This is a genomic window from Leisingera sp. JC1, from assembly GCF_001679925.1.
In the GTDB taxonomy this organism is placed as follows: domain Bacteria; phylum Pseudomonadota; class Alphaproteobacteria; order Rhodobacterales; family Rhodobacteraceae; genus Leisingera.
This window is the reverse complement of the sequence record NZ_LYUZ01000090.1, coordinates 12,133-37,497: the sequence shown is the minus strand read 5'-3', so window position 1 is coordinate 37,497 and position 25,365 is coordinate 12,133. Positions and strand designations below refer to the sequence as shown.

The window sequence follows — 25,365 nt, the reverse complement described above, 5'->3', positions numbered from 1 at the left end:
GACCGGCTGGGTTCAGAGATGGCTCCGCTGATGAGCTAATAAGCAGCCCGTTGCTCAGCCTTCAGCTCTTCCCCCTTGTACCTCTTTCTCCATGGTCACCGAGGTCGGTCTGGTGAACCCGGGGTGCGCGGTCTCGCCCGTCTTGCGGAACCCCATCCTGGCAAAGGCCGCGTGGTTTTCCGTCAGTTCGACCCTCGTCTGCAGCCGCAGCACCGGCAGGCTCAGCGCCTTGGCGCGGGCTGCGGCCAGCTTCACCAGTGCCCGCGCCAGCCCGGTGCCGCGATGGTTGCCGTCTACCGCGAGCTTTCCCAGGTAGAGGCAATCGGGGCGGGGCGTCAGGAACACGCAGGCCGCAGGCGGTGTGCCAATGGCCCAGACTTCGCCGCGGCGGCATTGTTCTTGCAGTGCAGCGAGGGTCAGGCGGTGCATGGAGGAGGGGGGATCGATGCGCCCCTCCATAAAGGCAAAGCTGCGCTGGATCAGATCCAGCACATCCCTCAGGCAGGGATCGCCGGGCTCAAGCCGACGCGGCGCAGTCAAAGGTCCGGCCCTCCGGCAGCCGATCCGGGCTGCGGCAGGCGGCTGAGGGCGGGTGCACGCGTCATCAGGCTGTCCTTTCCGGCCGGCAGGATATCCCGGTGCTGCACCCCTGGCAAACCGCGGGCGCGGGCGGACAGGCCGCCGGGCGCGGCAGCGCCCGGCCACGCCCAACTGTGAGGATCAATCTGTGATTGGTCCGGAGCAGGCGGGAGGGCCTGCCTGCCGGATTACTTCAGCGCGCGCCAGCCGATGTCGCGGCGGAAAAAGCCCTGGGGCCAGTCCACCCCGTCCACCATCGCATAGGCACGGTCGCGGGCCTCCTGCAGGGTTTCGCCGCGGGCGGTCACGTTCAGCACCCGGCCGCCAACCGCCAGCACTTTGCCGTCCTGCGTCTTGGTGCCTGCATGGAACACCATGTTGCTGCTGTCCTCGGGCAGCGCGTCCAGGCCCTTGATCTCGGAGAACTTCTCGTAAGAGCCCGGATAGCCCTCAGCCGCCATCACCACGGTGATCGCGTGGTCGTCGGCCCAGTTGACCTGCGCTTCCGCAAGGCGGCCCTCAGCCGCGGCGTGCATCAGGTCCAGCGCCTGGGCGCCGAGGCGCATCATCAGCACCTGGCATTCCGGGTCGCCGAAGCGGACGTTGTATTCCACCAGCCGCGGCTGCCCGTCCTTGATCATCAAGCCCGCATAGAGCACGCCCTGATAGGGCATGCCGCGTTCCGCCATCACCCGCATGGTGGGCTTCACGATCTCATCCATCGCCTTTGCCTCGACCTCAGCCGATAGGACCGGTGCGGGGGAGTAGGCGCCCATGCCGCCGGTGTTGAGGCCGGTGTCGCCCTCGCCGACGCGCTTGTGGTCCTGGGCGGAGCCGATTGCCAGCACGTCCTCGCCATCCACCAGCACAAACAGGGAGGCCTCTTCGCCTTCCATGAATTCCTCGATCACCACCTCGGCGCCGGCACCGCCGAAGACGCCGCCGAACATGTCGTCGATGGCCGCCATGGCCTCGTCTTCAGTCATGGCGATGATCACGCCCTTGCCCGCGGCAAGGCCGTCCGCCTTGACCACGGTGGGCACGCCGTTAGCACGCACATGCGCCTTGGCGGCCTCGGCATCGGTGAAATGGCCGTAGCCTGCGGTGGGGGCGCTGGCCGCGTCGCAGATTTCCTTGGTGAAGCTCTTAGAGGCCTCAAGCCGGGCAGCGGCTTCGGAGGGGCCGAACACCAGCAATCCTGCCTCGCGCAGCCGGTCGGCGACGCCTGCCGCCAGCGGGGCCTCGGGGCCGACAATCACGAAGTCGATGGCGTTTTCCTCGGCGAAGGCCACCACCGCGCCGCCGTCCTCAATGTCAAAGGCCGCGCAATCGGCGATCTGGGCGATGCCTGCGTTGCCCGGCGCCACGATCAGCTTGTCGCATTTGGGGTTCTGCATCACGGCCCAGGCCAGTGCATGTTCACGCCCGCCGCTGCCGAGGATAAGGATGTTCATTGGCGCATTCTCCGATCTGCCTGAGCCCTGTAGCCCGCGGGACGCGACCCGGGGCTTGCCTTGCTTGCCGCGCGTTCTATGCTGCGCGCGACTTCAAAACAAGACCGGCCAAAGGCCGCAGGAGAGCAGCCCCCGATGTCCGACCTGTTTGACGATCCGCAGCCGGGCCAGAATGCCCCGGAATTCACCGTTTCCGAGATTTCCGGCGAGGTGAAACGCACGCTGGAGGGCACGTTCGGCCGGATCCGGGTGAAGGGCGAGGTGGGCCGGGTGTTCAAGGCGCGTTCCGGGCATCTCTACTACGACATCAAGGATGACCGCTCTGTGCTGGCCTGCACGACATGGAAGGGGCAGATCAGCGGATTGTCGGTGGTGCCGGAGGAAGGGCTGGAGGTGGTTGTGACCGGCCGGCTGACCGCCTTTGGCGCGCAGTCCAAGTACAATATGAACGTGGATGAGGTTGCGGTTGCGGGCCAGGGCGCGCTGATGGCGCTCTTGGAAAAGCGCAAGAAGCAGCTGGAGGCGGAGGGGCTGTTTGCGCCGGAGCGGAAAAAACCGCTGCCCTATCTGCCGCAGATCATCGGGGTGGTGACCTCGCCCTCGGGCGCGGTGATCCGCGATATCCTGCACCGGTTGCGCGACCGCTTTCCGCGCAAGGTGCTGGTCTGGCCGGTCGCAGTGCAGGGGCAGAACTGCGCGCCCGAAGTGGCCCGCGCCATCGAAGGGTTCAACCGCCTGACACCGGGCGGCGCGCTGCCGCGGCCCGATCTGATCATTGTTGCGCGCGGCGGCGGCTCGATCGAGGATCTGTGGGGTTTCAACGAGGAGATCGTGGCCCGTGCCGCCGCGGCCTCGCAGATTCCGCTGATCTCTGCCGTTGGGCATGAGACCGATACTACGCTCATCGACTTTGTTTCCGACCGCCGGGCGCCGACCCCGACTGCGGCGGCGGAGCTGGCAGTGCCGGTGCGGCTGGAACTGATGGCGTGGAGCGAGAACCAGGGCGCGCGGCTGACCCGTGCTGCGGGGCAGGCGGTGCAGCTGAGGCGCCAGCGGCTGAACGATCTGGCCCGCGCACTGCCCAAACCCGATACGCTGCTGGAAACTCCGCGGCAGCGGCTGGACCGGATTACCGACCGGCTGCCCGGCGCGCTGATTTCCGGTGTGCAGCGGCGGCGGCTGCATCTTAGTGAAACCGCGGCGTCCTTGCGCCCGGCCACCCTGCGCCAGTTGGTCGAGGGGCGGCGCGACCGGCTGCAGAACCTTGCCTCGCGCCTCAGCCTGCGGCCGATCCAGCGGGAAGTTGCGGCGCAGAAAGACGCCTTGACCCGCTTGGCGCAGCGGCTGGATGCGGCGCAGGCCGCGCGTATTGACCGCCAGCGCCAGGCCCTGACCGCCACCGGGCGGCAGCTGGAAATCCTCAGCTACAAGGCAACGCTGGAGCGCGGCTATGCGGTGGTGCGGTCTGGCGATGAGATCCTGACCACCAGGGCTGCCGCCGCCAAGGCGGGCGCCTTGCGGATCGAATTTGCAGACGGCACGCTGGATCTGGAGAGCGGGGCGGCACAGGCGCCGAAGACGGACGCGCCGAAACCTCCGGCAGAGGGCGGCGGTCAGGGTTCGCTGTTCTAGCGGAGCATCTGCAGCGGCCTCAGGTGCCGACCTCGGGGCCGTAACAGAGCATATCCTCGCCGATGTCCTCGGCCTCGTACAGCTCGGTGGCGGCGGGGTCATCCTCGAACCGCGCCGTCAGCCCGCGCGGGGTCAGCTCAAAGGTCCAGCACTGCGGGTCGTCGCGGTTCTCGTAGACAAAGCAGATCTGGCCTGCCTCTTCGTACCAGCTGCCTTCCTGGCATTTGCCGTCCAGGAAAGACCAGACAACCCGGCGGTTCGGCAGGTAGCGCTCAACCCCGTACATGGCGCCGCCGAAGCCATAGAACAGCGTGCGGCCCTGGGTGTAGCGGTCAAACTCGCGGGCGCTCAGCGGCTCCCCCGCCGCCAGCGGGGCGGGCAGGGCAGCGAGCAGGAGAATCATCACAAAGCGCATGAGGGCATTGTGCCTCAGGAGCAGCGGATGCTCCAAGCCTTGCGTTTTCTGAGCAGGCTCCCGCGGGGTCACCTTTGACCGGGGGCAGCGTGCGCGGACAGAGTTGCGGAAAATCAAAGGGGAGGCAGGTGATGACGGCGGAACTGATGCTTTGGGCGGGGGCTGCGGCCTGTGCGCTGATCTACCTGCTGATGGCTGCGCAGCCGCCGGGGGTCCTGCGCAGCCTGTTGAAAACCGCTTCTGTGGCCTTGCTGGCGCTGGCGGCGCTGCTGATGGGGGCACCCTGGCTGCTGGCCGTGGCGCTGGGCCTGTGCGCGCTGGGCGATCTGTTCCTGTCGCGCGACGGCGAGGGGGCGTTCATGGCGGGTGTCGGCGCCTTTGCCGCGGGGCATCTGGCCTATGCGGTGCTGTTCCTGACGCGGGAGGCAAGCGACCCGGCGCGGCTGCTGCAAATGCCGGGGATGGTAGTCGCGGCAGTTCTGCTGGTGCTGGGACTGGTCATGGCACGCATCCTGGCGCCGCGGGCCGGGGCGCTGAAAGGCCCGGTGCTGGCCTATTTCCCGATCATCCTTGGCATGGGGGCGGCGGCGCTGACGCTGCCGTCCGGCTCTTGGGCCTTTGCCGCAGCCTCAGCCTTCATGCTGTCGGACATGGTGCTGGCGGCGGAAACTTTTGTGCTGCCGGAGGACCACCCGCTGCGCCGGATCACGCCATATGCCGTCTGGCCGCTGTACTGGGGGGCGCAAGGGGGCTTTCTGGCGGCATTTTCCTGAGTTTCGCGGCGCCTAGCGCTTTGCACTCCGGCTGAAACCGCATTAGGTGGGGTGCAGACCCTTTTGCGGAGACCAAGATGGCGTTTTTCTCAAAGCTCAAGGAGCGGCTGTTCAAATCCTCCTCCAAGCTCGAGCAGGGGCTCGATGCGATTGTCGAGGAGGGCGCGGAGAGCGGTGCGGCGGATGCTGCAGAGACTCAAGCTGAGGCCCAGTTTGAGGCGCTGGCGGAGTCCCCGGCAGTAACGCCCGAGCAGCCCGCACCGGCACCGGTGCCGCAGCCCGAACCTGTTGCTGAGCCGGAGCCTGCGCCAGAGCCCGAACCTGCGCCTGCGCCGCAGCCGGTGGCAGCGCCCAAGCCCGCACCGGCACCGCAGCCTGCGCTGGAGCCTGAGAAGAAATCCCCGGGCCTGCTGGGCCGTCTGATGGGCCGCTCTGCTGCGGCAGAGCCGCGCCGGGCGCTGGATGACGATATGCTTGAGCAGCTGGAGGAGCTGCTGATCGCCGCCGACATGGGGGTGGACACCGCGCTGCGGGTGACCGCCAACCTGGCCGAGGGGCGGATGGGCAAGAAGGTTTCCAGCCGCGAGATCAAGGAGCTGCTGGCGCAGGAAGTCGCGCGCATCATGGAGCCGGTGGCAAAGCCCTTGCCGATCTATGCCAAGCGCCCGCAAGTGGTGCTGGTGGTCGGGGTGAACGGCTCCGGCAAGACCACCACCATCGGCAAGCTGGCCAGCCAGTTCAAGGGCGCAGGCAAGAAGGTGGTGATTGCCGCGGGCGACACCTTCCGTGCCGCTGCGGTGGAGCAGCTGCAGGTCTGGGGCGACCGCGCGGGCGTGCCGGTGCTGACCGCGCCTGAGGGCTCCGACCCGGCCTCCTTGGCGTTTGATGCGATGACCAACGCGCAGGAGGATGGCGCAGACCTTCTGATGATCGACACCGCAGGACGGCTGCAGAACCGCGCCGACCTGATGGAGGAGCTGGCGAAGATCGTCCGTGTCATCCGCAAGAAGGACGAGACCGCACCGCACAATACCCTGCTGGTGCTGGATGCCACCACCGGCCAGAACGCGCTGAGCCAGGTCGGCACCTTCCAGCAGCTGGCCGATGTCTCTGGCCTGGTGATGACCAAGCTCGACGGCACCGCCAAGGGCGGCGTGCTGGTGGCCTTGGCGGACAAGTTCGGCCTGCCGATCCACGCCATCGGCGTCGGCGAGCAGATCGACGATCTGGCGCCGTTTGATCCGGAGGAATTCGCGGCAGCGCTGACCGGGCTGGAGAAATCCTGAACCGCCGCATTTCCCGGCTGAGCAAGGGCATTTGATTTGAGCGATTGGCTGATCTCCCTGGAAGGCACCGAGGCCGGGCATCAGGCAGCGCTGTTTCTGGCCATCTGGGCGGCCTTTCTGCATGCGGTCTTCGGTGCACTGCAGAAGGGGCGGCATGACCCCTGGCTGTCACGCGGGGCAATCGACTTTTCCTACTGCGTGATGGCGGCGCCGTTTGCGTTTTTTGTGGTGCCCTGGCCCGAGCCGCATATGTGGCTGATCTTCGCGGGTGCCTGGGTGATCCATGTGCTCTACAAGCTGTTTCAGGCGCTGGCCTATACCAAGGGCGCCTATACGGTGGTTTATCCGGTGGTGCGCGGCACCGGGCCGCTGTTTGCGGTGATCGGGGCCTACTGGCTGTTCGGCGAGACATTCACACTCACGCAATGGCTGGGGGTCGGGGTGCTGCTGGCCGGGATCTTCGGGCTTGCCATCTACAACTTCATCTTTCTGGTCACCGCGCGGGAGACGCTGGGGATTGCGCTGCTGCTGGCGGTCATCACCGGGCTGTTCGTGGCGCTGTACACCACCTATGACGCCTATGGGATCCGGGCGACGGCGGATCCGTTCACATTCCTGGCATGGTTTTTCATGATCGACGGGCTGGTGTTTCCGGTGATTGCCTTCACCCGCTGGCGGACCATGCCTGCGCCGCCCGCGCCGGGGCCGCTGATGGTGCGGGGCTTCTTTGGCGGGCTGGTGGCCTTTGCCTCCTTTGGCGCCATCATGCTGGCGACCCGGCTCGACAAGGTTGGCGAGGCGGCGGTGCTGCGGGAGACCTCGACGGTGTTTGCGGCGCTGATCGGCTGGCTGGTGCTGAAGGAAACCGTGGGGCCGCGGCGGATTGCGCTGATGGCTTTGATCGCGCTGGGCGCCGYGATAGTGGAAATGGGCGGCTGAGACCGCGTGCAGAACTGACAGGAGGCCCCATGGCCGAGAAGAAGATCAACCCGACCCTGAAGATGCTGCTGGAATTGGGGCCGATTGTCCTGTTCTTCATCGGCTATCTGAAGCTGAAGGATGAGGTGTTTCTGATCGGCGGCAGCGAATACAAGGGCTTCATCGTCATTACCGCGGCGTTCATCCCGCTGATGGTGGCCTCCACCCTGGCGTTGTGGAAGCTGACCGGGCATCTGTCGCGGATGCAGTTTGCCACGCTCATTCTGGTGGTGCTGTTCGGCGGCATGTCGGTGTGGTTCAACGACGACCGCTTCATCAAGATGAAGCCGACGATGCTGTATCTGCTGTTCGGCGGATTGCTGGGGATCGGCCTGCTGCGCGGGCAGAGCTGGCTCAAGGTGGTGATGGAGGAACTGATGCCGCTGAAGCAGGAGGGCTGGATGATCCTGACGCGGCGGCTGTGCGCGTTCTTCTTTGGCCTCGCGGTGGCGAATGAGCTGATCTGGCGCAGCCAGAGCACCGACACCTGGGTCTATTTCAAGACCTTCGGGCTGCCGGTGGCGATGTTTGCCTTCTTCATGCTGCAGGGGCAGCTGTTCCAGAAATACGGGCTGGAGGAAGAGGCCGGTCCGGCGGAGTAACCGGCGGCTGGCAGGGGCGGGCTCCCGCGCCTTGGCACCTCATCACAGATGAGGCGCTCAAGCCTTGGGCCGGGCAGCGCACCTGCGGTGCGGTGCGGGTGCGATTTAGTTGCCCTGCCCGAAAATCACCTGCTGGGCTTTGGTATCGGACCGGTCGGCGCGCAGGTCCGCGTGCAGCGCCCGGCCGGCCACAACGCCGGGGCGGGACCACATCAGATCCAGCCAGCGGGCCAGATGCGGCTTGTCTTCAAGGGTCTGCTGCTGGCCTTCCCAGAGCGAGGCCCAGGGCCAGATCGCCATATCGGCAATGGTATAGTCGGCCCCCGCCGCATACTCATTCTCCGCCAGCTGCCGGTCCAGCACGCCGTAGAGGCGGGCGACCTCGTTGCGGTAGCGGTCCTTGGCATAGGGCAAGTCCTCGGGCGCGTATTTCAGGAAGTGATGCGCCTGTCCCGCCATTGGTCCGACACCGCCCATCTGCCACATCAGCCATTGATCCACGATGAGCCGCGCGCGTTCGTCCGCGCCGTAGAACCGCCCAGCCTTGCGGGCGAGGTATTGCAGGATGGCGCCGCTTTCGAACAGCGAGACCGGCGCGCCGTCCGGCCCGTCCGGATCCACGATGGCGGGCATCCGGTTGTTGGGGGAGATCTTCAGGAACTCCGGCGCGAACTGATCGCCCTTGCCAATGTCGATCAGGGTGACGTCATAGGGCAGGCCCATTTCCTCCAGTGCGATGGAGATTTTCCAGCCGTTCGGCGTGGGCCAGTAATAGAGCTGGATCGGGTCCTGCATCGCGTGCCTCCGTCAGTGTGCCCGGCCACAGGAGCACGGGGCGCGGGGGCCGGGCAAGGGGCAGGGCGGCTCACATCCCTGTGAAAGCCGGACATGCTGCCGCTTGACCGAATCCCGCAAGATGCGTAAAGCCCAAGCATCACATCGTGGCGATTTGTTACCGGATTGCGGGCCACGTTAAACAATCCCGCTAAAGAGGTCAGGACGTGAAGGACCCCCTTTCGCTTGGCCGATTGGGGGTTTTTTGTGCGCTATGGGCGCGAGGAGACAGAAGAGATGAGCGACAACTGGAACAAGCGCACCAAGCTGGTGCATGGCGGCACCCGCCGCAGCCAGTACAACGAGGTGAGCGAGGCGATCTTCCTGACGCAAGGGTTCGTCTACGACAGCGCCGAGCAGGCCGAGGCGCGGTTCATCGAGACCGGCCCGGATGAGTTCATCTATGCCCGCTACGGCAACCCGACCGTCGACATGTTCGAAAAGCGCATCGCGGCGCTGGAAGGGGCAGAGGATGCCTTTGCCACCGCATCGGGCATGGCGGCCGTGAACGGCGCGCTGACCTCGCTGGTGAAGGCGGGGGATCATATCGTGTCCGCGAAGGCGCTGTTCGGCTCCTGCAACTATATCCTGGCCGATGTGCTGGGCCGCTTCGGGGTAGAGGTGACCTTTATCGACGGCACCGACCTGGACGCCTGGAAGGCGGCGGTGCGCCCGGACACCAAGGCAGTGTTTTTCGAGAGCATGTCGAACCCGACGCTGGAGGTGATCGACATCGCGGGTGTGGCGGAGATCGCGCATTCGGTTGGTGCAACTGTTGTGGTGGACAACGTGTTCTCGACACCCGTGTTCTCCGACGCCATCGCGCAGGGCGCCGATGTGGTGATCTATTCCGCGACCAAGCATATCGACGGCCAAGGCCGGGCGCTGGGCGGGGTGGTACTGGGCTCCAAGGACTATATCCGCGGCACGCTGGAACCCTATATGAAGCACACCGGCGGATCGCTGAGCCCGTTCAATGCCTGGGTGATGCTGAAGGGGCTGGAGACGATTTCGCTGCGTGTGAATGCCCAGGCCGAAACCGCCCTGAAAATCGCCGAAGCCCTGACCGGCCACCCGGCGCTGGAGCGCACCATCTATCCGGGGCTGAAGGACCATGCGCAGAACGCGCTGGTGCAGACCCAGCTGGGCGGCAAAGGCGGCACCGTTTTGTCGCTGGACCTGAAGGGCGGCAAGGAGGCTGCGTTCAAGTTCCTGAACGCGATGACCATCCCTGTGATCTCCAACAACCTCGGCGACGCGAAATCCATCGCCACACATCCGGCGACCACCACCCATCAGCGTTTGACCGACGAACTGAAGGACGAGCTGGGTATCACGCCCGGCCTGGTGCGTTTCTCGGTGGGCCTTGAGGATGCGGACGACCTGATCGCCGACATCAAGGCGGCGCTGGAAGCTGCGCAGGGCTGAAGCTCCGGCGGAGGTTCATCTTTCCTGAAATACTCTCGGGGGTGAATTGAGCCGCTGGCTCAAGAGGGGGCAGACAGCCCCCTTTTTTTGCCGGATCACATCTCCCAGGGAAAACTGTCGAGCCGCAGCGGCCCGTCGGCGGTGACCAGCACCTGGGTTTCCAGCTTGACCGACTCGGAGCCTTTCTCGCCGATCAGGCTTTCGATGCAGATCACCATGTTCTCCTCGAACTCACCTCCGTGGGCGCCGTCGAAGTCCACATGCAGCGGCACCACCGGCCATTCATCGGCCATGCCGACGCCATGCGCGGCCAGCGAGTAGCGGTAGGGTTGATAGGGTTCGGGGATCTGCCAGCTCTTGGTGTTGAATTCGGCAAAGCTGAGGCCGGGCTGCAAGAGCGCCATGTTGTGGTCGATTTGAGCCCGCGCCGCCGTATACAGCCGCTTTTGCGTATCATTCATCGGCACATAGCCGCAGGTCCAGCTGCGCGAGAGGTCGGCGCAATAGCCGTAGGGGCCGATCATGTCCGTGTCAAAGGAGATCATTTCACCCGCGCGGCATTCGCGGGCGGAGCATTCCTTGTACCAGGGGTTGGTGTTGGGGCCGCAGGTGAGCAGTTTGGTTTCCAGCCATTCGCCGCCGGAGCGGGCATTCTCGAAATGCAGATGCGCCCAAAGCTCCTGCTCGGTGACGCCGGGCACGGAGTGTTCGTAGATCCGGGCCATGCCGGCCTCGCAGACGCGGATGGTCCACCGCATCAGTTCGATTTCATCGGCGGATTTGATGGCGCGGGCGGTTTCCGTGATTTGGCCGCCGTCGATGACCTGGATGCCGTGTTCTGACAGGGCGTGCACGCCCTCGGGCTCCATCCGGTCGACGCCCAGCCGCGGGTTGCCGCCGCCGTATTGCTTGATCAGATCCGCGATCTCCGCCGCCCATGGCGCCAGCCTGTCCGCGGCTTTGTCGCCTGCGCACATGAACATCCAGCCGATGGCATTCCTGACCTCGTCAATGCCGGGCAAGCCGTTGTTCAGATGCTCGCAGCCCTTGAATTCGAACATGATGCCGGGGCCGCCGTTCAGGATCAGCGCGTAGCGGATCGGGTTATGGGCGGTCCAGATAGACATGTTGGAACAGTCAAAGGCATAGCGGATGTTGACCGGGTCATAGAGCAGGAGACCCGCCACGTCCTGCCGCGTCATCTCATCGCGCAAGCGTTGCAGGCGGTAGGCGCGGGCGCGGTCCAGAACGTCCTGGCCCAGGGGTGACTTCAGCGGTTTGTCTGAGCCTTCTGCGTTCAGGAAGGTGCGTTTGCGCTCGTCCTTGAAAACGGCCAGTTCGGTCATGACGCGCGGCCGTAGAAGCCGATGTTTTCCTCGTCCGAAAACCGCACGCCCGGGTTTTCGTAGAAGGTGAAGACTGCGATCACACGGGTCTTGTCTCCTTTCACCGTGCCTACCCGGTGGGGCGAGTTCTTGCCGCGGAAGATATTGAGGGTGCCGGGATCAAGGGTAATCACGCGCATATTGGGATCTTGGCCCGCCAGCAGCCGTTCGACGCCTTCGTAGTTCGGGTCGTCATCCGTGCGCAGTTCCGGGCTGTAGATGAATTCGCCGCCTTCTTCAGGCGCTTGCAGCAGCATGGTGGTGGTGAATTCGGAGCGGTCGAAATGCCAGTTCAGCGCCTGGCTTGCGCCGTAAGACATGATGTTCAGCCGCGCCAGCGGGTCGTCCATGGTGTAGAGCGCGGGCTTGTCCATGGTGGCGGCGAGGAATTCTGCAAAGGGCGGCCAATCGTACAGACGCAGCACGGGCGAGTCCGGGAACTGGTCGGCGCAAAGGGTGAAGTTCGAGGTCTCGACCTTTTGCAGCGCCGGGTGGTCCGGTGCCAGGCCGTCGACCGCGTCCTTGAAGTAGATGTTGTGCCAGCGCTTGTGGTGGAAGCTTTCGGTCTCGAACTTGCCCTTCAGCGCATCAGCGGCGCCCTGGGCGACCTCCGGCTTCATCAGACCTTCGAGGCTGAACATGCCGTCGGCGGCCAGCTCGGCACGGCAGCGGTCCACCAGGGCCTGCCATTCCGGGGTGCCGGGGCGGTCGAGCGGGTAACGGTTGAGATCGAGAATATCGCGCATGGGGTGTTCCTTGGGGTCTTTCGGGCTTTTCCCAAGCCTGCGCGCCGGGCAGGGATCTGACCACTATAAAATATCTTGGCGAGCATAAGAATTTCTTGCACTGTGCCGCCATGAAACTGCCGCCCTTGAACGCCCTGCGCGCCTTTGAATGCGCTGCCCGCACCGGGAGCTTTTCGGCTGCCGGGGCGGAGCTGGGCGTCAGTTCTGCAGCGGTGTCGATGCAGGTGAAGAACCTGGAGGACTGGCTGGGGCTGAAGCTGTTCACCCGCCGTGCCAATCAGGTGCGGCTGACCGATGCGGGGCGGGATTATTACCAGAAGGCGGCGATATCGCTGGCGGAGATTGCCAGTTTCACAGAGGCGCTGACCGAGGGCGGCACCCGGCGGCCGCTGGTGATCTCGGCCACGCCCGCGCTGGCGCAGCTGTGGCTGCCGGAGCGGTTGAAGAATTTTGCCGAGGTGCGGCCCGATGTGCCTGTTCGGCTCAGGATCGAGGATGACCGGATTGATTTGGAGGCGGAGGGGATTGATGCGCGGCTGACTTATGGCGGCGAACACCCCGAGCACCGGACGCAGCCCCTGTTCAACGACCGGCTGGTGCCGGTTGGTGCGGACCCGCAGATGGACATCCGGACGGCGCCGCTGGTTGAGGTCAGCTGGGGTGAGACGATTTCCTCGGTGCCGGGCTGGCGGCAGTATTTCGTGCAGCACGGGATCACGCGCGACGGTACAGCGGCGGCGGTTACCGGGCAGTCGGTGCCGTCGGTGGTGGCGCTGGTGCAGGCGGGGCTGGGTATTGCGCTGCTGCCGGAACAGGTTGTGGGCGGGGAAATCCGCGCGGGCAGGCTGCACCGCCTGGACGGCCCGGCGCTGGAAATGCCGCGCCCCTATGTGCTGGTGACGGCGCATTACAAGTCGCGTTCGCGCCGCTTACGGACCCTTGCGGAGGTGCTGGGGGTCCGATAAGGCGCCGGTTCTGCCGCAAATGGCGGATCCGTTTTGAAAATTGCCGCGTAACAGTATATGAGGGTGGCCTGCCGCACCCTATATGGGGCCCGTATCACTGGGGGAAACGCCGATGAACATTCACAACCGCGACGCTGCCGAGGCGCCGGACCGCGAGGCAGCTGCTGCCGCGCTGGATGTGCTGCGGGCCTGGGCCGGCACCGTGACCGAGACCGAGATTGCCGAGCTGGACCCGGCGGTGGCACGCCTGCTGCCCGGCCGTGAGGTTGGCAATTATCCGGAATTGTCGCGGACTTACCCCGAGGATTTCAAATCCGACGAAGCCTATCGTGCGACACTGCCTGACCTGCAGAACGGGCCGACCAGCCTGATCCGCGGCGCTAAGGAGCAGATCCAGCATGTGGGGATTTCGAATTTCCGCCTGCCGATCCGTTTCCACACCCGCGACGACGGCGATCTGACGCTGGAAACCAGCGTGACCGGCACCGTCAGCTTGGATGCGGGTAAAAAGGGCATCAACATGTCCCGGATCATGCGCACGTTTTACAAGCACGCGGAGCGGACCTTCAGTTTTGAGGTGATGGCGAACGCGCTGGATGACTACCTGAGCGACCTGGACAGCCCGGATGCGCGCATCCAGATGCGGTTCTCCTTCCCGGCCCGGGTCAGCAGCCTGCGTTCCGGCCTGAGCGGCTACCAGTACTACGACTTTGCGCTGGAGTTGGTGGACCACGACGGGGTGCGTGAGAAGATCATGCATCTGGACTATGTCTATTCCTCGACCTGCCCGTGCTCGCTGGAGCTGTCGGAGCACGCCCGTCAGGCGCGCGGCCAGCTGGCGACACCGCATTCGCAGCGCTCTGTGGCGCGGATTTCGGTGCAGTCGGTGCCCGGAAGCGACTGCCTGTGGTTCGAGGACCTGATCGAGCTGTGCCGCAAGGCGGTGCCGACCGAGACCCAGGTGATGGTCAAGCGCGAGGACGAACAGGCCTTTGCCGAGCTGAACGCCGCCAACCCGATCTTTGTCGAGGACGCGGCGCGGCTGTTCTGCGAGGCGCTTCAGGGCGACGCGCGGATCGGCGATTTCCGGGTGGTGGCCAGCCACCAGGAAAGCCTGCACAGCCATGATGCTGTCAGCGTGCTGACCCAAGGGCCGCTGTTCAAGGCGATGAGCCTGGATCCGAAACTGTTCTCCACCCTGATCCACCAGGGCTAAAGGGGACTGGCCTGCCTGATTTTCAGGCGGGTTTCCGCTGGGTCAACCGATCGGCCCTCCGGTAATTTCTGCATTGCCGCATTTTTTACGCCGCAACGCAGCGCTTCATGCTAGCGTCAATGCGAATCCCCCCGGCCGTCCTGCCGGGGGTGAGGGGAGCTTGCGCGCAGGTGTCTGCAATTGACGGCCCGTTTTCCGCTGCATCAGGCCCGGGATGCCCCCGGCGGCCGCTCCCGTATTTCTTTGCCCGGGAACCGCAGCAACGTCCCGGAGCAAGTGCAGTGCAGGACTTTAGGAGTAACAAATGACGAGCTTTCACAATATCCCCGGCCTGACGGTCAAGACGCATGAATGGGCAGGCTATGCGGCCGGGCTGCAGCTGAAGCTGTGGCGCCAGGCGGCAGAGGCCGCGCTGCAGGCGCCGCTGGCGCAGATGCAGCTGGCCCAGTCGATGCTCGAAGCTCAGCGGCGGCTGTTGCAAGCGGGTGTTCCGGTTGTGGCAGGGGATGCCGCTGCCGCAGCTGAGGCCGCCCCGGAAGCGAAGACTGCTGCAGCGGTAGAAGCGGAGGAGCCGGCAGCGGCCAAGGCCGGAAAGCCCGCTCCGCGCAAGGCTTCGGCCCGTAAACCCGCAGCGCGCAAAATAACCGCGCAAGACGCCGGCGCGCAAACGGGCTGCTCCGAAGGCCGTGCAGCCTGCTGAAGCGCCCGCGGAACCCAAGCAGGCGGCCGTCAAACCGGCGGCTGCAAAAGCAGAGATGCAGAAGCCGGCAGCGGTCAGTGCCGAAGCCGTCAAGGAAACGGTGAAACCTGCGCCTGCTGTTGAAGCAGTCAAAGCAAACGGAAAAACAGCCGGAGAGAAGGCGGAGGCGAAGCCTGCGGAGTTCCGCAGTGTCACCGCCCGCCGCGGTGAAGGTGCACAGGAAGGTGCTAAGGGCGGCATCGGGGGAACGGCAGCACCCGCGGCAAAGCCGGCAGCGGCCCAACCCCCGGCGGTCCCGGCGGTCCCGGCGGATTCCAAAGTGCAAAAGCCGCAAGGCGAGCCGTCCAAGCGCCCGCGCAAGCCGTCAMCCCCGCCGCAGATGCCGCAGCGCAACGCAACGGGCACCAGCGGCAGCGGCGACTGACGCCGCCCACTTGACACTGACTGCGCGGGGGGCCAACGCTGCGCCGCATGTTGGATCTCCGCCCGGTTGGGTATGTCATCGGCCTGCTGGTCGTCATTCTGGGAGCCATGATGGTGTTCCCGCTGCTGGTCGATCTTTACGATGGCCGGGGCGAGTGGCCCGTGTTCCTGGAGAGCGCCGTGTTCACCGTCCTGGTGGGCGGGCTGCTGTCGCTGAGCTGTGCCAACGGGGTGAAGGAGGGGCTGAGCATCCGCCAGACCTTCCTTCTGACCACGCTGGTCTGGGTGGCGCTGCCGCTGTTCGGGGCCGTGCCGCTGATGCTGGGGGCAACCGAGCTGCGGTTTGTCGATGCGTTTTTCGAGGCGATGTCGGGGCTGACCACCACCGGCTCAACCGTTATTTCCGGCCTGGATGATCTGCCGCGCGGGCTGCTGTTGTGGCGCGGCATCCTGCAATGGCTGGGCGGCATCGGCATCATTGTTGTGGCGATGGTGTTCCTGCCCGAGCTGAGGGTTGGGGGGATGCAGATCTTCCGGTCCGAAGCCTTTGACACCATGGGGAAAATCCTGCCGCGTGCGCAGGCGATTGCCAAGCAGATCTCCTTGATCTACGTGACGCTGACGCTGATGTGCATGATCGTCTACCTGATGCTGGGCCTGGAGGGATTCGATGCGCTGGTGCATGCGCTGACCACCATGTCCACCGGGGGGTTTTCCAACTACGACGCCTCTTTCGGCACCTTCTCGGGGCCTGCCGAATATGCGGCTTCGGTCTTTATGATCATCGCCGCGCTGCCGTTTGTGCGCTATGTGCAGCTGATCAACGGCCATGCGGAGCCGTTGTTCCGCGACAGCCAGATCCGGACGTTCCTGGCCATCATTCTGCTGCTGGTCGCAGTCACGACCAGCGTGCTGGTCTATGTGTTTCCGCACCATCCCGAACAGGCGTTCCGCGAGGCGCTGTTCAATATCACCTCGATCATCTCCGGCACCGGCTATGCCAGCGTGGATTACATGGGCTGGGGCAGCTTCCTGATCATGGTGTTCTTTTTCATCGGGCTGATTGGCGGCTGCGCGGGCTCCACGGCCTGTTCGGTGAAGATCTTCCGCTATCAGCTGCTGTTCTCGGCGATCCGGGTGCAGATTCAACGGATCCGGTCTCCGCATGGGATCTTTGTCCCGCGGTTTGAGGGGCGGGCGGTCAGTGCTGATGTTCTCAGCTCGGTGATCTCCTTTTTCATGTTCTTCGTTGTGACCATCGGCATCGTCGCCTGGATGCTGGCGCTGACCGGGCTGGATTTCGTGACCTCGGTCTCTGGTGCGGCGACGGCGGTGGCCAATATCGGGCCGGGGCTGGGGGATATCATCGGTCCTGCGGGCAATTTCTCTTCTCTCAATGATCCGGCGAAGTGGATTTTGAGCGTTGCAATGCTGATCGGGCGGCTGGAGCTGATGGCGGTTTACGCGATCCTGACGGTGCGGTTCTGGCGCGCCTGACGAAAGGCGGGCGGATCACCCTCCCAGGGATGCAGCCGGATTGGCAGAAATTGCGCAGCTGGCGCCTTGTGGCGCTTTGCCGCGCTGAAATCCCTGGCAGGGCCGCAGCTTCCTTGCCCGGAAGACCCGCGCGCCCTTGCCCTTGGGGGGCGGCTCGCATATGAGGCACGGGACCGAAACCCGCAAGCGCAGGGAGACCCGTTCCATATGCCCGTACTTGTGATGAAATTCGGCGGCACGTCTGTCGCCAACCTGGACCGCATCCGCCGCGCCGCCAAACGCGTCGGCGTTGAGGTGGCCAAGGGCTATGACGTGATCGTCATCGTCTCTGCCATGTCCGGCAAGACCAATGAGCTGGTGGGCTGGGTCGACGAGACCTCGCCGCTGTATGACGCGCGCGAATATGATGCCGTGGTGTCCTCTGGCGAGAATGTGACCGCGGGCCTGATGGCGCTGACGCTGCAGGAGATGGATATCCCGGCGCGCAGCTGGCAGGGCTGGCAGGTTCCGCTCAAGACCAGTTCTGCGCACAGCCAAGCCCGGATTGAGGAGATTCCGCCGGAAAACATCAATGCCAAGTTTGCCGAGGGCATGAAGGTGGCGGTTGTTGCCGGCTTCCAGGGTATCAGCCCCGAGGGCCGCATTACCACTCTGGGCCGCGGCGGTTCCGACACCACCGCGGTGGCTTTTGCCGCTGCGTTCGATGCGGAGCGCTGTGATATCTACACCGATGTTGACGGCGTCTATACCACCGACCCGCGGATCTGCGGCAAGGCGCGCAAGCTGGACAAGATTGCGTTTGAGGAAATGCTGGAGCTGGCCTCGCTGGGGGCCAAGGTGCTGCAGACACGCTCGGTTGAACTGGCAATGCGCTACAATGTGAAGCTGCGCGTGCTGTCGAGCTTTGAGGAACAGTCCGACGAGGCCGGAACCCTGGTCTGCGACGAGGAGGAAATCATGGAATCCAATGTTGTAAACGGCGTTGCCTACTCCCGCGATGAGGCCAAACTGACCGTGCAGTCGGTGGCCGACCGCCCGGGGATCGCGGCGACGATCTTCACCACGCTGTCTGAGGCGGGTGTGAATGTCGACATGATCGTGCAGGACGTTTCGGAGGATGGCCGCACCGACATGACCTTCTCCTGCCCGACCGACCAGGTGGCCCGCGCCGAGAAAGCGCTGCTGGCGATCAAGGAGCAGGGTGAGCTGAACTATGCCGAGCTGCTGGCCGACAAGGATGTCGCCAAGGTGTCGGTGGTCGGAATCGGCATGCGTTCGCAGTCGGGCGTGGCTGCCAAGATGTTCAAGGTGCTGTCGGATGAGGGCATCAACATCAAGGTGATCACCACCTCCGAGATCAAGATCTCGGTGCTGATCGACCGCAAATACATGGAGCTGGCCGTGCAGGCGCTGCATGACGCGTTCGAGCTGGAAAAAGCCGGCTGACCGCGGCCAAGAAGACGTCCAGTTAATCGCAAAGGCGCCGGTCAGGCGCCTTTGTCATTTTTGCCGGATCACGGGCGGTAATCTGCCCGGCGCTTTGGCGTGCCGCTTCGATTGCGGGCAATGGCGCAAAAACTCTTGGACTTTTTCCGCCGGGGTGGGACAAGTGGGTGGAGGAGAGAGCGCTGGCGTACTACTCTGGGCGGTGCCCGTTTTCAGAGAGCAATCAGGGCGGCAGTGTGCGGGGAAGAAACCTCGGGAGAGGGTGAGAATGGCCGATACCACGGAATCCGAAAGCCGGAAGCTTCTGGTTCGTTTGCGCGAGGCGATGGCGGGCGATGATGCCGGCCAAGCGCGGCTCGACAAGATCACCCATCTGATCGCTGACAGCATGGGGACCGAGGTGTGCTCGGTCTACCTGTTCCGCGATGATGAGACGCTGGAGCTGTGCGCGACAGAGGGCCTGAACACCGAATCGGTGCACCAGACCCGGATGCGGATCGGTGAGGGCCTGGTGGGCCGTGTTGCCAAATACGGCAAGGTGGTGAACACACCGGATGCACCGCACGCCAAGGGCTTCCGCTATATGCCGGAAACCGGGGAGGAGCGGTTTTCCTCCTTCCTGGGCGTGCCGGTTCAGCGGCTGGGCGAGATGCTGGGCGTGCTGGTGGTGCAGTCCAAGGAAGCGCGCGAGTTCTCGGCGGATGCGGTTTATGCGCTGGAAGTGGTGGCGATGGTGATCGCCGAGATGACCGAACTGGGCGCCTTTGTCGGCGAGGGCGCGGCGCTGTCGCCGCTGCACCAGCAGGCGGTCCTGATCCATGGGGTTTCCGCACAGGAGGGCGCCGCAGAGGGCCACGTCTGGCTGCATGAGCCGCGGGTGATTGTGACCAACCCCATTGCCGATGATCCGCACAAGGAGCTGGAGCGGCTGAACGATGCCGTGGAGGAACTGCGGGTCGGCGTCGACAAGATGCTGGAAGTGTCCCGAAATGGCGATAAGGAGCAGCTGCAAGTTCTTGAAGCCTATAGGATGTTTGCTAACTCCAAGGGCTGGATGCGGCGGATGGAAGAAGACATCGCCCGGGGCCTGAGTGCCGAGGCGGCGGTGGAAAAGGAACAGTCCCAGGCCCGCGCCCGGATGAGCCAGGTGCAGGACGCTTACTTGCGCGAACGGCTGAGCGATCTGGACGACCTGTCGAACCGGCTGCTTAGGATTTTGACCGGGCAGGGCACCAACACCGGGGCGGAGCTGCCGGAAAACCCGATCTTGATTGCCCGCAACATCGGCCCCGGCGACCTGCTGGAATACGGACGTTCTTTGCGCGGGATTGTGCTGGAGGAGGGCTCAGTCGGCTCTCACGCCGCGATTGTTGCGCGGGCGCTGGCAATTCCGCTGGTGGTCAATGCCAAGCGGGTCACCACCGAGGCGCTGAATGGTGACCACATCATGGTGGATGGTGACCAGGGCGTGGTGCATCTGCGTCCGGACGACACCGTTGTCGGTGCCTTCCGTGACAAGATCGCGATGCACACCAAAGCGCAGGAGCGCTATGCCTCGATCCGCGACAAGCCCGCCGTCACCACTGACGGGCAGCGCATCAACATGGTGATGAACGCGGGCCTGATGGCGGATCTGCCGTCGCTGGATGGCTCCGGCGCCGAGGGCGTTGGGTTGTTCCGGACCGAGCTGCAGTTCCTGGTGCGCAACCAGATGCCGAAGCGGTCGGAGCTGGTGGCGCTGTACAAACGGGTGCTGGATGCTGCGCACGGCAAGCCTGTGGTGTTCCGCACGCTGGATATCGGCTCTGACAAGGTGCTGCCCTACATGAAGCCCACCGATGAGCCGAATCCGGCGCTGGGCTGGCGGGCAATCCGGGTGGGTCTGGACAAGCCGGGTGTGATGCGGATGCAGCTGCAGGCGCTGCTGCGCTCTGCCGAGGGGCGGCCGCTGTCGATCATGTTCCCTTTTGTCGCACAGTTCGAGGAATACCGTTCTGCCCGGGCGGAAGTCGAAAAGACCATCGAACGCGAGCGCATCTTGGGCCATGTGCTGCCCGCTGACCTGAAGATCGGCGCGATGCTGGAGACACCCTCGCTGGCCTATGCGCCGCAGAAGTTCTTTGACGAGGTGGCCTTCATCTCGATCGGCGGCAATGATCTCAAGCAGTTCTTCTTTGCCGCCGACCGCGAGAACGAGCGGGTGCGTCGGCGCTATGACACGCTGAACGTGAGCTTCCTGAGCTTCATCGAACGGATCGTGGAGCGCTGTGCGATCTCCGGCACGCCGCTGAGCTTCTGCGGCGAGGATGCGGGCCGCCCGGTTGAGGCGGTGTGCCTGGCTGCGATGGGCATCCGCACGCTGTCGATGCGCCCGGCCTCCATCGGCCCGGTGAAGTCGCTGCTGCTGCGGGTGGATCTGGGCGAACTGCGCAAGATCATCTCGGATGCCCGCCACCGCGGCGATCAGGCGGTGCGCCCGGCGGTGATGGAGTACCTGCGGGGGCTTTGATCCATATTCTCGGGCGGGCCTTGTTTTCCCGGTCACGTGACCGGGAGGAGCCGGTTTGCCCTCTCAAATACTTCAAGCTTAAAACTTTAGGCTTGAAGTTTTTCCGGACCTGCTTATCCTGATCCTCAGAGACGTGCGCTGAGCGGGAAGGGATGATCATGAAAGTCGTCTGTCTGGGAGGAGGGCCTGCGGGCCTGTACTTTGCGATCTCGATGAAGCTGCGCCAGCCTGAGGCTGAGGTAACGGTGGTCGAGCGTAACAAGGCTGACGATACCTTTGGCTGGGGCGTGGTGCTGTCGGATGACGCGCTGGAGAACCTGAGCGCCAATGACCCGAAAAGTGCGGAAGCTATCCGCGAGAACTTTGCCTATTGGGATGATATCGCGGTGGTGCATGATGGCACCCGCACGGTGTCGGGCGGGCACGGGTTTGCAGGGATCGGGCGCAAGCAGATGCTTCTGCTGCTGCAGGACCGGGCGCGGGAGCTGGGGGTGAACCTGCAGTTTGAGACCATCGCCAAGCCTGCGTCGGAGTATCAGAAAGACTATGACCTAGTGGTCGGCTGCGACGGGCTGAATTCCAGTGTCCGCAATGAGTTCGCGGAACATTTTAAACCGGAAATCGACGTGCGGCCCTGCAAGTTCATCTGGCTGGGAACGCATCAGAAATTCGACGACGCCTTCACCTTCATCTTCGAGAAGACCAAGCACGGCTGGATGTGGATCCACGCCTATCAGTTCGACGCCGACACCGCGACGGTGATTGTCGAATGCTCTGCCGAGACCTGGGAGGCCTGGGGTTTTGAGGGCATGAGCAAGGAGGAGATCATCCGCACCTGCGAGGAGATCTTTGCCGATCATCTTGACGGGCACGCGCTGATGTCGAATGCGGCGCACCTGCGCGGCGCTGCGGTCTGGATCAACTTCCCGCGGGTGCTGTGCGAGAAGTGGCACCACGAGAACGTCGTGCTGCTGGGCGATGCCTCCGCCACCGCGCATTTTTCCATCGGGTCGGGGTCGCGGCTGGCGTTCGACAGTGCGATTGCGCTGGCGGAGCTGGTCACCACGGAGCAGACCTTGGAACGCGCGTTTGAGCGGTACCAGGAGGAACGGCGGCTGGATGTGCTGCGGCTGCAATCGGCAGCGCGCAACTCGCTGGAGTGGTTCGAGGAGGTCGAGCGCTACCTGGATATGGATCCGGTGCAGTTCAACTACTCGCTGCTGACACGCTCGCAGCGGATTTCCCACGAGAACCTGCGCCTGCGCGATGCGGAGTGGCTGCAAAGCGCCGAGAAGTGGTTTCAGGACAAGGCCGGTGCACCTGCCGATGCGCCGGTGCGGCCGCCGATGTTTGCGCCCTACCGTCTGCGCGGGATGGAGCTGAAGAACCGCGTCGTGGTCTCCCCCATGGCGCAATACAAGGCGGTGGAGGGCTGCCCGACCGACTGGCACATGATCCACTATGGCGAGCGCGCCAAGGGTGGGGCGGGGCTGGTCTATACCGAGATGACCTGTGTCTCGGCAGAGGGCCGCATCTCGCTGGGCTGTCCAGGCCTTTATGCGCCGGAGCATGAGGCGGCGTGGACGCGGCTGACGGAGTTCGTTCATGCGGAGACCAGCGCCAAGATCTGCTGCCAGATCGGCCATTCGGGGCGCAAGGGCTCAACCCAGCTGGGCTGGGAAGTGATGGACGCGCCCTTGCCAGACGGGAACTGGGAGACAGTTTCGGCCTCTGCCATCCCTTGGTCGGCAAACAACCCGGCGCCGCGGGAGATCACGCGGGGCGAAATGGATCAAATTCGCAACGAATTTGTTGCATCTGCGAAGATGGCCGGGCGCGCCGGGTTTGACATGATCGAACTTCATGCCGCGCATGGCTACCTGATTTCGTCATTCATCTCGCCAAAATCGAACATTCGCACGGATGAGTATGGTGGTAGCCTGGAGAACCGCCTGCGCTACCCGCTGGAGGTGTTCCGGGCGATGCGCGCGGTCTGGCCGGAAGGCAAACCGATGTCGGTGCGGATCTCCGCCAACGACTGGGTTGGCGAGGAAGGCGTGACGCCGGAAGAGGCGGTGAAGATCGCCAAGGCCTTTACCGCCGCGGGTGCCGATATCATCGACGTCTCTGCCGGGCAGACCTCGACCGATGCGCAGCCGGTCTATGGCCGGATGTTCCAGACGCCGTTTTCCGACCGCATCCGCAATGAGGCCGGGATTGCCACCATGGCGGTGGGCAATATCTATGAGGCGGACCATGCCAATTCGATCCTGATGGCGGGGCGGGCCGATTTGGTCTGCGTGGGACGGCCGCATCTGGCAGACCCCTATTGGACCCTGCATGAGGCGGCGCGGATCGGCGACCGGCATGGCGAGTGGCCGCTGCCCTACCACGCGGGCCGCGATCAGGCCTGGCGCCTGGCGGACCGCGAAGCGGAGGTGATCCGGGCATGACACGCAGGGTTCTGGTCACGGGTGGCGGCACCGGGATTGGCAAGGCAATTGCCCATGCCTTTGCCGCCCAAGGCTGCCATGTCACCATCGCCGGGCGCCGCCGGGAGCCGCTGGAAGCGGCGGCAGAGGGGCGGGATATCGAAATCCGCGTGGCGGATGTGACGGATGAGGCGCAGGTCGAGGCGCTGTTTGAGACGCCCTATGACGTGGTCATAGCCAATGCCGGGACCGGTGTTGCCGCGCGGATCGAGGATGTTGAGCTGGAGGAGTGGCAGCGCACGCTGACGGTCAACATGACCGGCACCTTCCTGATATTCCGGGCGGCGCTGCGGGCGGGCATGGCGCCGGGCGGGCGGCTGATTGCCATCGCCTCCACCGCGTCCTTGCAGGGCGGGGCGCAGATCCCGGCCTATGCGGCCTCCAAACACGGGGTGCTGGGGCTGGTGCGGTCAGTGGCGCAGAGCGTGGCCAAGCGGGGGATCACCTGCAATGCGGTCTGCCCCGGGTTTGTTGACACGGAGATGGCAGAAACCGCGATCACCGGGCTGATGGCCCGGCATGATATACCGCGGGAGAAGGCGCTGAAGATGGTGGTTGGCGGCAACCCGATGCAGCGGCTGATTGCGCCGGAGGAAGTGGCGGCGACGGCGGTGTTTCTGGCGTCCGAGGGCGCGGCTTCGGTCAATGGGCATGCAATGAGCGTGTCGGGAGGGGAAATTTGAGCACGACATCAAAAGACCGGCTGCGGCTGTGGCTGAAGGTGCTGAAAGCCACCAAGGCGGTGGAGAGCGAAGTGCGCGAGAACCTGCGGCGGGAGTTTGCAACAACGCTGCCGCGGTTTGACGTGATGGCGGCGCTGATGCAGCACGAAAAAGGCTTGAAGATGAGCGAGTTGTCGGGGGTTCTGAAAGTCTCCAACGGCAATGTGACCGGCATCGTCGAGCGGCTGGTCGAGGACGGGCACGTGCAGCGCGAGAAGGTCGAGGGCGACCGCCGCGCCAATCTGGTGCGGCTGACGCAGGCCGGCCGGATTGAGTTTTCCCGCCAGGCGGAGGCGCATGAGGGCTGGATCAACGCGGCCTTTGACGGGCTGACCGCGGATGAGGCGCAAGGCATTGCCGAGAGCCTGGAGGCCGTGGCGCGGCGGCTGGACGAAGGAGGCAAGGCATGAATGTGAACCAGGAGCCCAGGCATTTCCTGTGCCGGATCGAGGAGGGTATTGCGACCGTCTCGCTGGACCGGCCGGAGCGGAAGAACCCGCTGACATTCGACAGCTACGCGGAACTGCGCGACTGGTTCCGCGATCTGCACTATGACGACAGCATAAAGGCGGTGGTCTTTGCCTCCAACGGCGGCAACTTCTGCTCCGGCGGCGATGTGCATGACATCATCGGGCCGCTGACGAAAATGAGCATGAAGGAGCTTCTGGCCTTCACCCGGATGACCGGCGATCTGGTCAAGGCGATGGTCAACTGCGGCAAGCCGGTGATCGCAGCGATTGACGGCATCTGCGTGGGCGCGGGGGCGATCATCGCCATGGCCTCCGACATTCGGATTGCCACGCCGGAGGCCAAGACCGCGTTCCTGTTCACCCGGGTCGGGCTGGCGGGCTGCGACATGGGCGCCTGCGCAATCCTGCCGCGGATCATCGGCCAGGGCCGGGCGGCGGAGCTTTTGTACACGGGCCGGTCGATGAGCGCCGAAGAGGGCCACGCCTGGGGGTTTCACAACAAGCTGGTTGCGGCGGACGAGCTGGAAGCGGAGGCGCAAAGCTGGGCCGCGCGGATCGCTTCTGGTCCGAATTTCGGCCACATGATGACCAAGACAATGCTGGCGCAGGAATGGTCGATGTCGATCGAGCAGGCGATAGAGGCCGAAGCGCAGGCGCAGGCGATCTGCATGCAGACGGCAGATTTCGAACGCGCCTACCATGCCTTTGTGAACAAGGAAAAGCCGCTGTTCGAAGGCGACTAAGGTGTGACACCGCTGGAGCCCGCGCCGGAGGAGGGCGCGGGAGCCCCCCTCTCGGCGGCAAAGCCGCCTG

General features: G+C 64.6%; 23 protein-coding genes and 1 riboswitch. Of the genes, 17 read left to right on the top strand and 6 right to left on the bottom strand.

Features of this window, described 5'->3' with window-relative positions:
- Positions 1–54: 54 nt before the first annotated feature.
- Complete coding sequence (locus tag A9D60_RS12345) at positions 55–540, bottom strand: GNAT family N-acetyltransferase (protein WP_065267891.1); 486 nt, start codon at positions 538–540, stop codon at positions 55–57.
- Between the two features lie 227 nt (positions 541–767).
- A complete protein-coding gene (gene purD / locus A9D60_RS12340; RefSeq protein WP_065267890.1) occupies positions 768–2,033 on the bottom strand; it encodes a phosphoribosylamine--glycine ligase in 1,266 nt (421 codons plus the stop codon).
- Between the two features lie 135 nt (positions 2,034–2,168).
- Between purD and xseA the strand changes: the two genes are divergently transcribed.
- Positions 2,169–3,665, top strand: a complete 1,497-nt coding sequence (xseA, locus tag A9D60_RS12335; RefSeq protein WP_065267889.1) for an exodeoxyribonuclease VII large subunit — start codon at positions 2,169–2,171, stop codon at positions 3,663–3,665.
- A 19-nt stretch (positions 3,666–3,684) separates the two neighbouring features.
- Here the strand turns inward: xseA and A9D60_RS12330 are convergent, their stop codons facing one another.
- A complete protein-coding gene (locus A9D60_RS12330; protein ID WP_065267888.1) occupies positions 3,685–4,080 on the bottom strand; it encodes a hypothetical protein in 396 nt (131 codons plus the stop codon).
- A 131-nt stretch (positions 4,081–4,211) separates the two neighbouring features.
- Between A9D60_RS12330 and A9D60_RS12325 the strand changes: the two genes are divergently transcribed.
- From A9D60_RS12325 to A9D60_RS12310, 4 genes are all read left to right on the top strand, one after another.
- Positions 4,212–4,853, top strand: a complete 642-nt coding sequence (locus tag A9D60_RS12325) for a lysoplasmalogenase (RefSeq protein WP_065267887.1) — start codon at positions 4,212–4,214, stop codon at positions 4,851–4,853.
- 77 nt (positions 4,854–4,930) lie between these two features.
- Positions 4,931–6,139 (top strand): signal recognition particle-docking protein FtsY, encoded by a 1,209-nt coding sequence (ftsY, locus tag A9D60_RS12320; RefSeq protein ID WP_065267886.1) that lies wholly within the window; start codon positions 4,931–4,933, stop codon positions 6,137–6,139.
- 36 nt (positions 6,140–6,175) lie between these two features.
- A complete protein-coding gene (locus A9D60_RS12315) occupies positions 6,176–7,078 on the top strand; it encodes a DMT family transporter (protein ID WP_065267885.1) in 903 nt (300 codons plus the stop codon).
- A gap of 29 nt (positions 7,079–7,107) precedes the next feature.
- A complete protein-coding gene (locus A9D60_RS12310) occupies positions 7,108–7,719 on the top strand; it encodes an inner membrane-spanning protein YciB (protein WP_065267884.1) in 612 nt (203 codons plus the stop codon).
- 105 nt (positions 7,720–7,824) lie between these two features.
- On the opposite strand, the gene A9D60_RS12305 is transcribed toward A9D60_RS12310, so the two are convergent.
- Positions 7,825–8,514, bottom strand: coding sequence for a glutathione S-transferase N-terminal domain-containing protein (locus A9D60_RS12305; protein ID WP_065267883.1), 690 nt, complete (start codon positions 8,512–8,514; stop codon positions 7,825–7,827).
- A gap of 136 nt (positions 8,515–8,650) precedes the next feature.
- Positions 8,651–8,729, top strand: a riboswitch (SAM riboswitch).
- Between the two features lie 61 nt (positions 8,730–8,790).
- On the opposite strand from A9D60_RS12305, the gene metZ reads away from it, so the two are divergent.
- Positions 8,791–9,981: an O-succinylhomoserine sulfhydrylase gene (gene metZ / locus A9D60_RS12300; protein WP_065267905.1), complete on the top strand. Its 1,191-nt coding sequence runs from the start codon at positions 8,791–8,793 to the stop codon at positions 9,979–9,981.
- A gap of 95 nt (positions 9,982–10,076) precedes the next feature.
- Here the strand turns inward: metZ and A9D60_RS12295 are convergent, their stop codons facing one another.
- Positions 10,077–11,327, bottom strand: a complete 1,251-nt coding sequence (locus tag A9D60_RS12295; protein ID WP_065267882.1) for a M24 family metallopeptidase — start codon at positions 11,325–11,327, stop codon at positions 10,077–10,079.
- Complete coding sequence (locus tag A9D60_RS12290) at positions 11,324–12,112, bottom strand: HalD/BesD family halogenase (protein WP_065267881.1); 789 nt, start codon at positions 12,110–12,112, stop codon at positions 11,324–11,326. The genes A9D60_RS12295 and A9D60_RS12290 overlap by 4 nt, the downstream gene beginning before the upstream one ends.
- 110 nt (positions 12,113–12,222) lie before the next feature.
- On the opposite strand from A9D60_RS12290, the gene A9D60_RS12285 reads away from it, so the two are divergent.
- The 11 genes from A9D60_RS12285 (at position 12,223) to A9D60_RS12235 (ending at position 25,295) form a co-directional block, all read left to right on the top strand.
- The gene (locus A9D60_RS12285) at positions 12,223–13,077 is read left to right on the top strand and encodes a LysR substrate-binding domain-containing protein (RefSeq protein WP_065267880.1); all 855 of its coding nucleotides are present in this window, start codon (positions 12,223–12,225) and stop codon (positions 13,075–13,077) included.
- Between the two features lie 112 nt (positions 13,078–13,189).
- Positions 13,190–14,293: a GTP cyclohydrolase FolE2 gene (gene folE2, locus A9D60_RS12280; protein WP_065267879.1), complete on the top strand. Its 1,104-nt coding sequence runs from the start codon at positions 13,190–13,192 to the stop codon at positions 14,291–14,293.
- Positions 14,294–14,597: 304 nt separating this feature from the next.
- A complete protein-coding gene (locus tag A9D60_RS12275; RefSeq protein WP_065267878.1) occupies positions 14,598–14,993 on the top strand; it encodes a hypothetical protein in 396 nt (131 codons plus the stop codon).
- Between the two features lie 55 nt (positions 14,994–15,048).
- Positions 15,049–15,417, top strand: a complete 369-nt coding sequence (locus A9D60_RS26605) for a hypothetical protein (RefSeq protein ID WP_175392958.1) — start codon at positions 15,049–15,051, stop codon at positions 15,415–15,417.
- 47 nt (positions 15,418–15,464) lie between these two features.
- Complete coding sequence (locus tag A9D60_RS12265) at positions 15,465–16,913, top strand: TrkH family potassium uptake protein (protein WP_065267876.1); 1,449 nt, start codon at positions 15,465–15,467, stop codon at positions 16,911–16,913.
- A gap of 207 nt (positions 16,914–17,120) precedes the next feature.
- Positions 17,121–18,359 carry an aspartate kinase gene (locus tag A9D60_RS12260; RefSeq protein WP_065267875.1) on the top strand — a complete coding sequence of 413 codons (1,239 nt, stop codon included), beginning with the start codon at positions 17,121–17,123 and terminating at the stop codon, positions 18,357–18,359.
- 268 nt (positions 18,360–18,627) lie between these two features.
- Entirely contained in the window at positions 18,628–20,868 is a 2,241-nt protein-coding gene (gene ptsP, locus A9D60_RS12255) for a phosphoenolpyruvate--protein phosphotransferase (RefSeq protein WP_065267874.1), read from the top strand.
- A gap of 158 nt (positions 20,869–21,026) precedes the next feature.
- Positions 21,027–23,321, top strand: coding sequence for a bifunctional salicylyl-CoA 5-hydroxylase/oxidoreductase (locus tag A9D60_RS12250; RefSeq protein ID WP_065267904.1), 2,295 nt, complete (start codon positions 21,027–21,029; stop codon positions 23,319–23,321).
- Positions 23,318–24,043 (top strand): SDR family NAD(P)-dependent oxidoreductase, encoded by a 726-nt coding sequence (locus A9D60_RS12245; protein WP_065267873.1) that lies wholly within the window; start codon positions 23,318–23,320, stop codon positions 24,041–24,043. The genes A9D60_RS12250 and A9D60_RS12245 overlap by 4 nt, the downstream gene beginning before the upstream one ends.
- Positions 24,040–24,492, top strand: a complete 453-nt coding sequence (locus tag A9D60_RS12240) for a MarR family winged helix-turn-helix transcriptional regulator (RefSeq protein WP_065267872.1) — start codon at positions 24,040–24,042, stop codon at positions 24,490–24,492. Before A9D60_RS12245 ends, A9D60_RS12240 begins: the two co-directional genes overlap by 4 nt.
- Positions 24,489–25,295: an enoyl-CoA hydratase family protein gene (locus A9D60_RS12235; protein WP_065267871.1), complete on the top strand. Its 807-nt coding sequence runs from the start codon at positions 24,489–24,491 to the stop codon at positions 25,293–25,295. The genes A9D60_RS12240 and A9D60_RS12235 overlap by 4 nt, the downstream gene beginning before the upstream one ends.
- Positions 25,296–25,365 lie beyond the last annotated feature (70 nt).

Bases quoted from the DNA above. Each gene is read 5' to 3' on its own strand.
- purD (WP_065267890.1), bottom strand. From the start codon at position 2,033: ATGAACATCCTTATCCTCGGCAGCGGCGGGCGTGAACATGCACTGGCC.
- xseA (WP_065267889.1), top strand. From the start codon at position 2,169: ATGTCCGACCTGTTTGACGATCCGCAGCCGGGCCAGAATGCCCCGGAA.
- A9D60_RS12330 (WP_065267888.1), bottom strand. From the start codon at position 4,080: ATGCGCTTTGTGATGATTCTCCTGCTCGCTGCCCTGCCCGCCCCGCTG.
- A9D60_RS12325 (WP_065267887.1), top strand. From the start codon at position 4,212: ATGACGGCGGAACTGATGCTTTGGGCGGGGGCTGCGGCCTGTGCGCTG.
- ftsY (WP_065267886.1), top strand. From the start codon at position 4,931: ATGGCGTTTTTCTCAAAGCTCAAGGAGCGGCTGTTCAAATCCTCCTCC.
- A9D60_RS12310 (WP_065267884.1), top strand. From the start codon at position 7,108: ATGGCCGAGAAGAAGATCAACCCGACCCTGAAGATGCTGCTGGAATTG.
- A9D60_RS12305 (WP_065267883.1), bottom strand. From the start codon at position 8,514: ATGCAGGACCCGATCCAGCTCTATTACTGGCCCACGCCGAACGGCTGG.
- metZ (WP_065267905.1), top strand. From the start codon at position 8,791: ATGAGCGACAACTGGAACAAGCGCACCAAGCTGGTGCATGGCGGCACC.
- A9D60_RS12295 (WP_065267882.1), bottom strand. From the start codon at position 11,327: ATGACCGAACTGGCCGTTTTCAAGGACGAGCGCAAACGCACCTTCCTG.
- A9D60_RS12290 (WP_065267881.1), bottom strand. From the start codon at position 12,112: ATGCGCGATATTCTCGATCTCAACCGTTACCCGCTCGACCGCCCCGGC.
- A9D60_RS12285 (WP_065267880.1), top strand. From the start codon at position 12,223: ATGAAACTGCCGCCCTTGAACGCCCTGCGCGCCTTTGAATGCGCTGCC.
- folE2 (WP_065267879.1), top strand. From the start codon at position 13,190: ATGAACATTCACAACCGCGACGCTGCCGAGGCGCCGGACCGCGAGGCA.
- A9D60_RS12275 (WP_065267878.1), top strand. From the start codon at position 14,598: ATGACGAGCTTTCACAATATCCCCGGCCTGACGGTCAAGACGCATGAA.
- A9D60_RS12265 (WP_065267876.1), top strand. From the start codon at position 15,465: ATGTTGGATCTCCGCCCGGTTGGGTATGTCATCGGCCTGCTGGTCGTC.
- A9D60_RS12260 (WP_065267875.1), top strand. From the start codon at position 17,121: ATGCCCGTACTTGTGATGAAATTCGGCGGCACGTCTGTCGCCAACCTG.
- ptsP (WP_065267874.1), top strand. From the start codon at position 18,628: ATGGCCGATACCACGGAATCCGAAAGCCGGAAGCTTCTGGTTCGTTTG.
- A9D60_RS12250 (WP_065267904.1), top strand. From the start codon at position 21,027: ATGAAAGTCGTCTGTCTGGGAGGAGGGCCTGCGGGCCTGTACTTTGCG.
- A9D60_RS12245 (WP_065267873.1), top strand. From the start codon at position 23,318: ATGACACGCAGGGTTCTGGTCACGGGTGGCGGCACCGGGATTGGCAAG.
- A9D60_RS12235 (WP_065267871.1), top strand. From the start codon at position 24,489: ATGAATGTGAACCAGGAGCCCAGGCATTTCCTGTGCCGGATCGAGGAG.